This window comes from Shewanella sp. NFH-SH190041, assembly GCF_024363255.1.
In the GTDB taxonomy this organism is placed as follows: Bacteria; Pseudomonadota; Gammaproteobacteria; order Enterobacterales; family Shewanellaceae; genus Shewanella.
Map to the genome: position 1 here is coordinate 710,264 of NZ_AP026070.1, position 12,377 is coordinate 722,640.

Sequence of the window (12,377 nt, forward strand, 5' to 3'; positions counted from 1 at the left end):
GGGTATGCTTCAGGGCTTAAAAGTGCTGATTCATCCGTTGAAAAAGTGCCAGCAGTTGCTGGCATTCTGCGGAGGAAAAATCTGCGGTTAGCTCCTGGGTCAGCTCACTGTGATGGTCACTGTGTTGCTGAAACAATCGATGACCTTCATCGGTGAGGGTGACTAAAATGGAGCGCCGGTCGCTGGCGTGAGGCTGACGTTTAACTAAGCCCGTACTGACCAGTTTTTCAATCTGTACCGTTAACGTACCTGTGGTGACGCCAATTTTTTCTGCTAATTCTTTCATCCGCATCGCACCATGAAAACCAAGGGTTTCCAAGGTATGGATATGGGCAAGGCTGATACCTAAATCCCTGACAATGGCATGTTCCCATGACGAGAGTTTGTCATAAAACTCTATGATGGCATGGTTCAGGGCCGCATCTGTCTGTGTTGTGGTCAAAATGTGCCTCCGGGGCAGTGTGCTGGCTCACAGGTATGGGTTTCAATGGTGATGTGGGCAAGCCAGGGTAAATCTGTCAGCAGTTGCCGGTAAGCGTCGCTGGATTTAGGCTGATGGCTAACCAGCGACAACATCAGGGCATATTGATCCGCGTTGAGTCGCCACAGGTGCAGATCTGCGATGCCGTGATCCGCTAATGGAGCCAGCCGTTGGCGGATAAGCTGCTGTTTTGCTAAATCTGGGTCGGCATCTAGCAGTACTGGGCTAGTTTGGCGGATAAGTCCCCATGCCCAGCGGCCAATAATAATGGCACCGACAATTCCCATTAGCGGATCTAGCCAGTTAAGCCCTGCATATTTTGCCAGTAACAGTGCCGCTATCGCCAGTACTGAAGTGAGGGCATCAGCCAGTACATGCATATAAGCTGCCGTTAGGTTGTGATCATGGTGATGTTGTGGCTGATGATGCTGATGCTCATGTGCATGATGGTTTTTCGGCGTATCTGTCTGCTTAGGTATATGTTGATGAGTATGGTGATGGCTATGTTCATGGTGATGATCTTTTAGTAGCCAAGCACTGAGGAGATTGATGCTCAGGCCGATAATCGCCACCAGAATGGATTGATCATAATGTATCTGCGCCGGTGAAAGCAGGCGGATGGCGGACTCCCCCAACATAAACAACGCGACCAGACCTAATAAGATGGCACTGGTATAGCCGCCTAATACACTGACTTTCCCCGTCCCGAATGCAAATGCTGGGTTATCTGCGTGTTTTCTGGCGTAATAGTAAGTAAACAGTGTCAGCAGGAATGCGGCGGCATGGGTACCCATATGCCAACCATCAGCTAATAACGCCATCGAGCCATATAGGCTACCTGTGGTAATTTCTGCCACCATGGTGACTAACGTGAGTATGAGGACTAGCTTAGTGTTGCGCTCACCTGTGTGATTGATGGCTGAAAATCGGTGAGGATGTTGCCAGCGGTTGATAGGGTGTCGGGCGGTTTGGGGTTCAGTGTGCATGGTGATCCGTTATTATTGTTTGAAACTCAAAATACTTGTGTATCGAATTATTTGGTTTTCGAATAAAAATAGCAAGCACTGAGTTTTTGTCGTGATGGCATCACTGAGATTGGCAGTACTCGCATCCAGATCTCTGTGAGGTATAATTCTCGGCTCTGCAAAAAATGAGAGTTGTGAGCATGAATCACGTGGAACTGCAATTGACCGGGGATGGCTCCCATACCCTATTTAATGCTGAAATTAATGAAACTTACCATAGTCATAAAGGCGCGTTGGCTGAGTCCCGCTATGTGTTTATCCATGCTGGAATGGATGCCATGTTGGAGCAAACCCAGGAGCTGTCTATTTTAGAAGTGGGCTTTGGTACTGGCTTAAATGCATTGATGACTCTGCTGCGGACCCGTGAATTTTCCCGGGTACAACATATCAAAGTACGTTATACCACCATTGAACCTTTTCCGTTGGCGCAGGAACTTATCGACGGGTTGAATTATAAGGCGTTACTGCCTGAAGATGCTGCTCCGATATTTGATGCGCTGCATCAAGCGCCTTGGGATCAAGATGTGGAAGTATTGCCAGGCTTTATATTGCGTAAAGTGCATGGACGACTGGAAGATTTTCAGGGGCAAACTGATTCCGTTAATCTGATTTTTTATGATGCGTTTGCGCCGAGCAAGCAGCCGGATGTATGGGCGCTGGATAATTTCCGTAAATGCTTCGCCCTGCTGCAAAGTGGCGGTATGTTGGTATCCTACTGCGCTAACGGGCAGTTTAAACGGGATTTAAAGGCTGCTGGATTTAGTGTTAAACCCTATCCCGGGGCATTAGGCAAGCGGGAGATGACCCGGGCCTGGAAATAGCACCGGGCATCTCAGGCAGCCCCGGCAGAATATGACGGGGCAAGCCGCTAGTGGGCATGATGACGATGGCGATACCGGTAGCGTCTGTACCAGGGCAAGATTTCCAGAGTGCAGAGCAACAAGCCTAACCAGATCAGGGAAAAGCTGATAAGTTTGGTTTGATCAAAGGCTTCGCCAAACAGGATCACTGCCAGTAAAAATTGCAGGGATGGCTCAATATACTGCATTAAGCCAATATTGGTCAGTGTGGTATAAGGGATGGCCATGGCAAAGAACACCAAAGGTGCCAGAGTAACAGGTGCTGAGCCGATATAGAGTAATACTCCCTGCCAATTGCCGGCCATCGCCATACTTTGGCCGGAAAGCGTCAGATATACCAGATAGATCAATGCTAGTGGCGCCAGCCAGATAGCTTCCACTGTGACGGCTACCAGAGGATCATAGCGGATAAACTTTTTGGTCAGACCATAAAAGGCAAAAAATCCCCCCATCACTAATGCCAGCCAGGGCAATTGGCCAATAACATGCACCTGATAGGCTATGCCGATGATAGCCAGCAGTACTGCAATTCCCTGAGCATGACTGAGTTTATCTTTAAGAAAAATCACGCCAAGTGAAATAGCAAACAGGGGATTGATAAAAAATCCCAGACTAGCCGCCAACACATCACCATGGGTCATAGCCCAAGTAAAGGTATACCAAGAAATACACATTATTAAACTGGCGATAAGCGCTATAAATAAAGATCGTCTGTCAGCCATAATGGCTTTCACATCGAATCGTCGCCCCAATAATGACAGCATTAGAAACATAAAGGGGACAGAAAATAAAATTCGGTATGCCAGTAGTTCATTGATATCCGCATCGGGCAGAAACTGATAATACAAAGGTAAGATGCCCCACAGCACAAAAGAAAAGGCTGCCAGCAAATTACCCTGAGTCGTGGTTTTCATAGGGATAAAAAGTGGTTTGTGTTTTGATTTATTATCTCACTGAAGCTCAGAGGCAAGAAGAGTGTGACGGATTAATTTAACATTTTTTTTTGTTATTTGTCAGCGTGACAGCTGGTGAGAAACTGTTTATGGCCTGATTTTACCCACAGGGTGATATATCTTTAATATGTGGTCATTACCTTGTAAGTTGTTCTGCTCTATCACTGTACACCAGTGTAAGTTGCTGAGAAAGGCAGCAGTTATAGCGACTAAGGGTTGAAATTTATGCAAAAACCATTGAAATTATTGCCTGTCTGATTTCCGGCTCTATACTGTGTGCCACTTTCTACCTGCCAACGGTGGGTATGATTCGCTAATTTTTTAATGAGGTCCGGTTTATGACCATGACGAAAAGACTGTCACTGATGGTGGCAATTCCCCTGACTCTGAGCCTGGTAACAGGTTGTAGTACAGTGAATCCATACACCAATGAACAGCAGTCCGCCAAATCCACTAATGGTTCTATCATTGGTGCTCTGGCCGGTGCAGCCATTGGTGCTGTATCATCCAGTAAGGGTGATCGAGGCAAGGGCATTTTGATTGGTGCTGCATCTGGCGCTGCTCTGGGCGGTGGTATCGGCTACTACATGGATGTGCAGGAAGCGAAGTTAAGAGAACAGCTGAAATCTACTGGTGTTAGCGTGACCCGTCACGGTAATAATATCACCCTGAATATGCCTAATGAAGTGACCTTTGGTGTTGATCAGGCACATCTGAGCACTCCGGCTAAGCGAGTATTGAACTCTGTTGCTCTGGTTGCGAAAGAGTACCCTAAAACAACATTAAATGTACTAGGTTACACTGATAGCACTGGTTCTGCTGCTTACAATTTGCGTCTGTCACAGGTTCGTGCTGCTGAAGTGAGTGGTTATTTGACTGATTTAGGTGTTGCTGCAAAGCGTTTGACCGCCCAAGGTATGGGTGAAAAAAATCCTATCGCGTCTAATCAGACCAAACAGGGTCGGGCACAAAACCGCCGGGTTGAGATTGTGTTGACACCTATTCAACAGTAATCTGCGAGTCAATATTTTAAAGGCTGCTTAATGCAGCCTTTTTTATGGGCGGAATTATTTGTAACGGGCGAGTTGAAATATTCTGCCTGAACTTGCTATTAGCATTGTTCATCAAACTTGGCAGCTATCAATGCGGAGATGGCTTCAATGGCTGCGGGGGCATCTTGACCTTCGGCCGAAAGAGTAACCACTTTACCTTGGCTGGATTCCAGCAATAATAAGCCCAGTACACTAGCAGCACTGACTGATTTATTATTGCAACTGAGGGTGACTTCAGCTTGAAATTGTCCGGCTAACACCGCTAATTTGGTGGCTGCACGAGCGTGCAGCCCCAATTGATTACAGATGGTAATCTGTTTCTCAAGCTTCATCGCCAAGTTCTCTGTGACGGATACGCACTGAGTGATGGCATGATGCAAAGCGTTTGGCTAATTGTTCGGCAATATACACGGAGCGATGTTGTCCCCCGGTACAACCGATGGCAATAGTGAGATAGCTGCGGTTATTACGCTCCAAATGGGGCAGCCAAGTCTCGAGTAAGTTTTCGATTTGCCAGATAAATTTATTTACCAGTGGTTGACGGCTTAGAAACTCTTGCACAGGCTGATCTCGACCGGTAAATGGGCGTAATTCAGGCTCCCAGTGTGGGTTAGGTAAAAAACGCACATCAAACATAAAATCAGCTTCTGCGGGCATACCATGTTTAAAACCAAATGATTCAAAGGTGATCACCAGTTCTTTTTCTACATGCCCTAACAGTATGTGTCGAACGCGATCACTGAGTTCATAAATATTCAAACTTGAGGTATCGATAAAGTGATCCATCACGCTGGACAGTGGTGCCAATAACTGTCCTTCAAGTTTGATTGCTTCTTGCAGTGATGCTTGATTTTTGGATAAAGGGTGTAGCCGACGGGTTTCACTATAGCGCTTGAGTAAAACCTCATCGGTCGAATACAGGTAAAAACTGGTAATCTCAATGTTATTTGGCAAGCCGCTTAGTTGTTGCTCTAGCAGTTTGTCTTGCTCTGGTAGATTGCGCACATCAACACTGATAGCGACTTGTTCATTGCTATTTTTCAACTGTTCAAGCAAGCTGCCAATCAAAGCTAATGGTAGGTTATCAACACAGTAATAACCTAAGTCTTCCAATACCCGAAGCGCTACAGATTTTCCTGAGCCGCTGCGGCCTGAGACGATAACGAGTTTCATCCGGCAATCACCTGGTAAAGTTCAGTTTCATCCTGAGTTTTACGTAACTGTTTTACGATTTGTTTATCGCTGAGTTTCTCTGCCATTGCTGAGAGTGTGGCTAAGTGCTCCTGACATTGGGCTTCCGGTACCAAGAGGGCGAATAAAATATCCACCGGTTGATTATCTATGGCATCGAAAGGAATTGGCTCGGTGCATTTCACCAATACGGCGATAGGTTGTTCTATGTTAGCGAGACGGCCATGGGGAATCGCAATACCATTTCCTATACCTGTGCTCCCCATTTTTTCCCTTGCAAGAAGACTTTCAAAGACTTCCTGAGCGGAAAGGGTGGGGTACTGGGCGGCGACTAGGTCGCTAATCAGCTCCAGTACCTTTTTCTTACTGCCCGGAGTGGCACAGGTCGTGCATTCCGGCTGCAGGATGGTACTGAGTTCCATCGTTAGTGTTTAGTCAACTTCTCTTTGTGTTTAATGACCTGACGATCGAGTTTATCTATCAGGGTGTCAATGGCGGCATACATGTCCGCGTGTTCGGATGTGGCAAAAATCTCACCGCCATTAAGGTGTAATTTTGCTTCTGCTTTCTGTTGCATTTTCTCAACATTCAGCACAACGTGGACATTATTGATCTGTTCGAAATGGCGTTCAAGCTTTGTAAATTTGCTCTCTACATACTCACGCAATGAGTCGGTGATCTCGATGTGATGCCCCGTCAGGTTGATTTGCATAGATATCTACCTCCATTGTCCCAGTGGTTTTATAAACTCTTACGTTGATTGGAAGGCGGGATTAACATCGCTTCTCGATATTTTGCGATGGTCCGTCTTGCCACGTTTATTCCTTGTTCGGCCAGAAGCTGTGCCATTTTACTGTCGCTTAATGGCTTCTTCTGGTTCTCTGCAGCCACCAGTTTTTTGATAAAGGCTCTGATGGCAGTTGAAGAGCATTCTCCGCCATCTTCGGTTCCGACGTGGCTAGAGAAAAAATATTTCAGTTCAAAAATGCCCCGAGGGGTGTGCATGTATTTTTGGGTTGTTACCCGAGAAATCGTGGATTCATGCATTTCCACCGCTTCAGCAATATCATTGAGTACCATGGGTTTCATGGCTTCGTCGCCGAATTCAAAAAAGCCTTGTTGAAACTGTACAATACAATTGGCCACTTTTAACAGGGTATCATTGCGGCTCTCGAGACTTTTGATAAACCATTTAGCCTCTTGTAGGTGCCCTCGGATAAATTGACTATCAGATTGATTTTTGCTGCTGCGTGCAATTGCTGCATATTGCTGATTAACACTGAGTTTTGGCATGCAATCAGGGTTTAACTCTACAACCCAACGGCCATTTTTCTTACTGACAGAAACATCGGGAATGACATATTCGTCGGACTCTCGACTGATCAGCAATCCAGGGCGTGGATTAAGTTGCTGGATTAAATTGATGGCATCGCGCAAGTCATCTTCTTTCAGTTTAGTCTTGCGCATTAAAGTGCGAAAATCCCGCCCGGCAATCAGCTCCAGATAATCTTTAATCAGTAATCGTGCGTTGTCGATATGTGGCGTTTCAGAGGGAAACTGGGCTAATTGGATTAGCAAGCATTCACTGAGATCCCGGGCACCAACGCCAATAGGATCAAAATGCTGAATACGTTTTAGAACAGCCTCAACTTCGTCCAACTCGGTTTCATCATCGCCTAATGCTTCGAGAATCTCTGCTGTGGTTTGAGTCAGATAGCCGCGTTCATCAATGGCTTCAATAATGGCGGTGGCAATAGCATTGTCATTATCAGAAAATGGGGTCAGGTTCTTCTGCCACTCCAGATGTTCATAAAGCCCTTCACTGGTTTCCCCTTGAAATGGCATATCGTCATCACGTCCAGCAGCACCTGAGGATACTGGTGAAGCGGTATAGACTTCATCCCAAGTGGTATCCATGGGAAGTTCGTCGGGCATTGACTCCTGAGTGACAGCATCAGCGGTATCGACAGTTGAACTATCCGGCGTCTCGGTACGGTATTGTTCTTCGTCTGATATGGCGTCCTGTTCTTTTGTGTCTGCTTCGTATTGCTCTTCATCCATCTCCAGCAGCGGATTTGCATCCAATGCCTGCTGGATTTCTTGTTGTAGCTCGAGAGATGAAAGTTGCAGTAATCTGATCGCCTGTTGCAACTGAGGCGTCATGGTTAACTGCTGACCCAGTTTGAGCTGGAGTGACGCTTTCATATAACCGCAAATCCCTGTTTAGAATATTTGTGATGGAAAATACTGGTGAGCAGCGGAAAGGTTCCTGATAAGAGCCGCTCAGCGCCATGTCTGAAGGCGTTAAACCTAACTATAGCCTGAATTGTTCGCCTAAGTACACTGTGCGCACCTGTTGGTTATCTAGAATCTCAGCAGGAGTTCCTTCCGCAATCAAGTTACCGTGACTGACAATGTAGGCGTGTTCACAGACATCGAGGGTTTCGCGCACATTGTGGTCGGTGATCAGTACGCCTAAGCCCCTATCCCTCAGTTGCTCAATAATTTTTTTGATATCGATAACTGAAATAGGGTCTACACCGGCAAATGGTTCATCTAAAAGAATAAATTTAGGATTTGCCGCTAATGCTCGGGCAATTTCAACCCGGCGGCGTTCCCCGCCGGATAGGGCCATCCCCATGGAATCACGGATATGGGTAATGTTGAACTCTTCTAACAGATGCTCCAGCTGCTCTTCACGCTGATCCCGGGTGAGATCTTTGCGGGTCTGCAGTACTGCCATAATATTGTCCCGTACGGATAATTTACGGAAAATACTGGCTTCCTGAGGCAAGTAACCAATGCCTTTGCGTGCCCGCATATGCATGGGATCCAGTGTCAGGTCTTCATCATTGATAAAAATCTGTCCCCGGTCACTCTTAACCAAGCCAACGACCATATAAAAGGTGGTGGTTTTACCTGCCCCGTTAGGCCCCAGTAGACCGACGATCTGCCCGGTTTTGACTTCCAGACTGACGTCTTTAACCACATTACGACTTTTATAGCTTTTTGCCAGATGCGCGGCTTTCAAAGTTAGTTGCGTCATCAGTTTTGCTGCTCTTGCTGAAGATGTTGAGTCGGCGTTTGAGACGGTGCTTTTTTACCATCGTCCTGGAAGTTTTCCGGTTTGATAATGGTGATAACACGGTCTGCCGGGTTTTTACTGCCCTCAGCTTTCATTTGCTGTTTCTGGATGTCGTATACGATGCGCTCGGCGGTTACCTGGCTGCCATCTTGTTCAATTGCAGCGTCTCCGATCAGGGTCAGAGTGCGTTTATTAATGTTGTACTGGATCTCTTTGGCACTGGCGGTGGCCAGTTTGCCATTATCCATCCGCTGCGAATAAGTCGCAGGTTTGCCCCGAGCAATTAAGATGGTGATGCCTTTTTTCTGATCTGCACTTAATTCGCTGGCCTTGATCTTGATGCTACCTTGGGTAACAACCACAGGCCCATGATAGACGACCAGCTTATTTTTGATGTCGGCAAATTGGCTTGCTGCATCGATATGAACATCCTGGGTTAAATCGTCCATGGCGGCTAAAGCACCGAAACTTAGGGTGCATAATAGTGCCGCAATAATGGGTTTAATCGGGTTCATAAATTCCTGTAACCTCGTGTAATAATTCAACGGTCTGCTTGTTTAGTTCGGCATGCAGACCTTGTCCCCGGATAGTGAAATCATTGCCTTGTATATGAATTTCCTTATCAGATGTCATCACCATGGTCTTTAAATTCAGGCTGACATAGCTGGTGCTAATGTGCTGAATTGGCTCATTGGGACTGATGGCGTCAATGATAACATTGTTTTGTAACACGACTTTATTGCTGTTTTTATCCAATGTGGCTTCACTGGCCTGAATGCGCCACTGCGCCTGTCCATTGGCGGGATACAGCAAATAAACAGGTTGAGTGAATGTGGTTTGATTGGATGCATCAAAATGCTCCATATGTGCAGCAGACAGCCGACTTTCGACTTCGCCGGCATCATTGAAGCTAACTGAAGTCAGGTTGTCTGCAACGAAATCAGGTTGAATAACATGACTTTGCGGAGTGTTTTCTGCTGCATTTTTTTTAACATAGGCCTGCCAATACAGGCCCAGCGCCACGGAAAAAAATAACACAATAGCCAGTGTTACCCGGTTCATACACTCATCCCGTGGGCGGCATCCAACTTATTTTGGCTCTGGAGCAATAAGTCGGCGAGTTCACGCACGGCCCCAAAGCCCCCATTGGTATAGGTGACTAAATGGGCATGTTGTTTGACGGCAGGGTGTCCATCAGCGACGCAAACCGCGAGGCCGACATTCCGCATCACTGGTAGATCAACAATATCATCACCGATATAGGCCACTTCTTCTGGTTGGAGATTATACTTTGTGAGTAGCGCGGTAAAAGGCTGTAATTTGTCATCCACCCCCTGAAAAATCTCACTCACGCCCAAGGCGGTCATACGGTTTTCCACTAATTGAGATTGGCGACCAGTAATAATGGCGATATTAAATCCGGTCGACAGTAGCGAACGGATGCCATACCCATCCCGGGTATGAAATGCTTTTAATTCTTCTCCGCTGTTACTGAGGTAGATGCGACCATCAGAAAAGACACCATCCACATCACAGATCAGCAGTTTAATTTTCGATGCCTTGTGCCAGACATCCGCGGCAACAGGACCATAGAACCCCTGTTTTTGCATGTTACATCACTCCTGCTTTAACCATATCCAGCATATTTAACGCGCCGACGGGGTGTTTTTGTTCATCAACGATGATAAGTCCATTGATGTTTTTTTCATCCATCACTTTGAGCGCTTGGGCTGCCAGTACATTGCTGCCAAGAGTAACACAATTTTTTGTCATCACTCGGGCTATTGGTGTGCTGCGTAGGTCGACTTCGGCATCAATAACCCGGCGTAGGTCTCCATCGGTGAAAATACCGGCAAGCTGCCCTTGATTATCAATTACTGCGGTCATGCCGAGCCCTTTGCGGGAAATTTCATACAGGGCATCGGTAATGCAGATATCATCCTGTACCAGAGGCAGTTCCTCTCCACAGTGCATAATGTCATTGACTTTGAGTAACAGCTTGCGTCCTAAACTGCCTCCTGGGTGGGAAAGGGCAAAATCATCCCGGGTAAATCCTTTGGCCTGTAATAGGGCCACAGCCAGCGCATCGCCCATGACCAAAGTGGCCGTGGTGCTTGAGGTCGGGGCCAATCCCAGCGGACAAGCTTCTTCTGGTACCTGAATACAAAGATGTAACTGTGAGTGACGCGCCATATTGGATTCGGGTTTACCGGTAATGGCGATCATCTTGATGCCTCGTCGTTTAATCACCGGCATCAGAGTAAGTATTTCGCTGGATTCACCTGAGTTGGAAATGGCTAAAACCACGTCATTTTCAGAAATCATCCCCAGATCGCCGTGGCTTGCTTCACCCGGATGAACAAAAAAAGCAGGGGTTCCGGTGCTGGCCAGTGTAGCGGCAATTTTATTGCCGACATGCCCTGATTTACCCATGCCCATTACGATAATTTTACCACTGCAGGCCAGCATCATTTCACAGGCATCGGCAAATGCTTCGCTGTCGACAAACTGATAAAGATTATCCAGTGCATGTTTTTCGGTATCGATCACTTTGCGCCCCCATTGGCGCAACTGTTGTCTGTCATTCATTTCAGGATCTCTCTGGGTTTTCAGTGATTACACTGACTGAAACAGCATGAATTGATAAGCGGCAAAAGTGATAAGTAATAACGCCCCATGCCAGCGTTTAAGTTCCCGCCTTCTGCCACTGAGCAGCACTAACAGCGCCAGCGAGCTGCTGGTTGCCAGCACCATATAAAAATCTCGGCTACCGGCTTGGGCATCAATTGTACCGGGCGCCAGCAGTCCTGGGATAGCCAATACCGCAAGAATATTGAACAGATTAGAACCGACAATATTGCCGATCGCCAGATCGTCTTCTTTCTTCAACACACCAGCGATGCATGCCGCTAATTCTGGCAAACTGGTGCCCACAGCAATAATGGTCAGGCCGATGACTAAGTCGGATAAACCAAATGCTTGGGCGATACCTACAGCACCGTCCACCATATAATCCGCTGACAGTGGCAGCAGAATAATACCGACAACGAGCCAGAATAAGGCTCTTGTAGTGGGCACATCCCGCGGAACTTCACTGTCAGTTTCATCAGCAAAGGCATCTTGCTGTTTATTGGTCAGGGCATGCCAAATAAAGTATCCCATTAACAAGATAAATACGCCCAGTAGCAGTATGCCATCGAGCCGGGACAATACTCCGTCATGGAGCAGATAACCGGCAAGGATAGTGGCCGCCAACATAATAGGGATTTCACGGATCAGCGTCTGAGAGCTAACGGCAATGGCACCTAACAGGGCGGTAACGCCGAGTATCAGGGTAATATTGGCAATATTTGAGCCCAAAACATTACCAATCGCTGTATCTGTCATGCCATTTAATGATGCACTGGCGGCGACAAACATTTCCGGCGCGCTGCTGCCCATGGCAACAATGGTTAGCCCTATCAACATAGGGGGTAGGCCAAGATTGCGGGCGAATGCCGCTGCACCGTAGACAAATTTATCCGCACTCCATACCAGTACGGCTAATCCAGCAACCAACAGGAAAATGTTAAACAACATGACGAGGGGTAATTATTATGAGTTCTGAGGCGCATTTTCGCCGTATTCAGGGCAAATTGAAAGTATTGCCGTCCCAGAGTGTTGATTGTGTTGTTTATAGTGGTTTGATTACGTACAATTTCACGCTTCGTACCGGTGTCCTGAACCGGTT

General features: G+C 46.9%; 16 protein-coding genes. 2 read left to right on the forward strand and 14 right to left on the reverse strand.

Features of this window, described 5'->3' with window-relative positions; genetic code table 11:
• Positions 1 to 16 precede the first annotated feature (16 nt).
• Together NFHSH190041_RS03140 and dmeF are read right to left on the reverse strand one after the other, a co-directional pair.
• The gene (locus tag NFHSH190041_RS03140; protein ID WP_261923861.1) at positions 17 to 442 is read right to left on the reverse strand and encodes a MarR family winged helix-turn-helix transcriptional regulator; all 426 of its coding nucleotides are present in this window, start codon (positions 440 to 442) and stop codon (positions 17 to 19) included.
• Complete coding sequence (gene dmeF / locus NFHSH190041_RS03145; protein WP_261923862.1) at positions 439 to 1,467, reverse strand: CDF family Co(II)/Ni(II) efflux transporter DmeF; 1,029 nt, start codon at positions 1,465 to 1,467, stop codon at positions 439 to 441. Before dmeF ends, NFHSH190041_RS03140 begins: the two co-directional genes overlap by 4 nt.
• Before the next feature lie 179 nt (positions 1,468 to 1,646).
• Here dmeF and mnmD point away from each other — a divergent pair, with 179 nt between their 5' ends.
• Positions 1,647 to 2,327, forward strand: a complete 681-nt coding sequence (gene mnmD / locus NFHSH190041_RS03150; protein ID WP_261923863.1) for a tRNA (5-methylaminomethyl-2-thiouridine)(34)-methyltransferase MnmD — start codon at positions 1,647 to 1,649, stop codon at positions 2,325 to 2,327.
• 47 nt (positions 2,328 to 2,374) lie between these two features.
• Here the strand turns inward: mnmD and rarD are convergent, their stop codons facing one another.
• Positions 2,375 to 3,280, reverse strand: coding sequence for an EamA family transporter RarD (gene rarD / locus NFHSH190041_RS03155; RefSeq protein ID WP_261923864.1), 906 nt, complete (start codon positions 3,278 to 3,280; stop codon positions 2,375 to 2,377).
• Between the two features lie 383 nt (positions 3,281 to 3,663).
• Between rarD and NFHSH190041_RS03160 the strand changes: the two genes are divergently transcribed.
• Entirely contained in the window at positions 3,664 to 4,332 is a 669-nt protein-coding gene (locus NFHSH190041_RS03160; protein ID WP_261923865.1) for an OmpA family protein, read from the forward strand.
• Between the two features lie 98 nt (positions 4,333 to 4,430).
• On the opposite strand, the gene NFHSH190041_RS03165 is transcribed toward NFHSH190041_RS03160, so the two are convergent.
• From NFHSH190041_RS03165 to NFHSH190041_RS03215, 11 genes are all read right to left on the reverse strand, one after another.
• Positions 4,431 to 4,703 (reverse strand): HPr family phosphocarrier protein, encoded by a 273-nt coding sequence (locus tag NFHSH190041_RS03165; RefSeq protein ID WP_261923866.1) that lies wholly within the window; start codon positions 4,701 to 4,703, stop codon positions 4,431 to 4,433.
• Positions 4,693 to 5,544, reverse strand: a complete 852-nt coding sequence (gene rapZ, locus NFHSH190041_RS03170; RefSeq protein ID WP_261923867.1) for an RNase adapter RapZ — start codon at positions 5,542 to 5,544, stop codon at positions 4,693 to 4,695. The genes NFHSH190041_RS03165 and rapZ overlap by 11 nt, the downstream gene beginning before the upstream one ends.
• On the reverse strand, positions 5,541 to 5,984 hold the full coding sequence (ptsN, locus tag NFHSH190041_RS03175; protein WP_261923868.1) for a PTS IIA-like nitrogen regulatory protein PtsN: 444 nt from the start codon (positions 5,982 to 5,984) through the stop codon (positions 5,541 to 5,543). The genes rapZ and ptsN overlap by 4 nt, the downstream gene beginning before the upstream one ends.
• Before the next feature lie 2 nt (positions 5,985 to 5,986).
• A complete protein-coding gene (gene hpf, locus NFHSH190041_RS03180) occupies positions 5,987 to 6,274 on the reverse strand; it encodes a ribosome hibernation promoting factor (RefSeq protein ID WP_261923869.1) in 288 nt (95 codons plus the stop codon).
• 29 nt (positions 6,275 to 6,303) lie between these two features.
• A complete protein-coding gene (locus NFHSH190041_RS03185; protein ID WP_261923870.1) occupies positions 6,304 to 7,767 on the reverse strand; it encodes an RNA polymerase factor sigma-54 in 1,464 nt (487 codons plus the stop codon).
• A gap of 109 nt (positions 7,768 to 7,876) precedes the next feature.
• On the reverse strand, positions 7,877 to 8,608 hold the full coding sequence (gene lptB, locus NFHSH190041_RS03190; protein ID WP_261923871.1) for an LPS export ABC transporter ATP-binding protein: 732 nt from the start codon (positions 8,606 to 8,608) through the stop codon (positions 7,877 to 7,879).
• Complete coding sequence (lptA, locus tag NFHSH190041_RS03195; RefSeq protein ID WP_261923872.1) at positions 8,608 to 9,162, reverse strand: lipopolysaccharide transport periplasmic protein LptA; 555 nt, start codon at positions 9,160 to 9,162, stop codon at positions 8,608 to 8,610. The genes lptB and lptA overlap by 1 nt, the downstream gene beginning before the upstream one ends.
• Complete coding sequence (lptC, locus tag NFHSH190041_RS03200) at positions 9,149 to 9,709, reverse strand: LPS export ABC transporter periplasmic protein LptC (RefSeq protein WP_261923873.1); 561 nt, start codon at positions 9,707 to 9,709, stop codon at positions 9,149 to 9,151. The genes lptA and lptC overlap by 14 nt, the downstream gene beginning before the upstream one ends.
• Entirely contained in the window at positions 9,706 to 10,257 is a 552-nt protein-coding gene (gene kdsC, locus NFHSH190041_RS03205; protein ID WP_261923874.1) for a 3-deoxy-manno-octulosonate-8-phosphatase KdsC, read from the reverse strand. Before kdsC ends, lptC begins: the two co-directional genes overlap by 4 nt.
• A 1-nt stretch (position 10,258) precedes the next feature.
• Positions 10,259 to 11,236 carry a KpsF/GutQ family sugar-phosphate isomerase gene (locus NFHSH190041_RS03210; RefSeq protein ID WP_261923875.1) on the reverse strand — a complete coding sequence of 326 codons (978 nt, stop codon included), beginning with the start codon at positions 11,234 to 11,236 and terminating at the stop codon, positions 10,259 to 10,261.
• A gap of 27 nt (positions 11,237 to 11,263) precedes the next feature.
• Positions 11,264 to 12,226, reverse strand: coding sequence for a calcium/sodium antiporter (locus NFHSH190041_RS03215; RefSeq protein WP_261923876.1), 963 nt, complete (start codon positions 12,224 to 12,226; stop codon positions 11,264 to 11,266).
• Positions 12,227 to 12,377 lie beyond the last annotated feature (151 nt).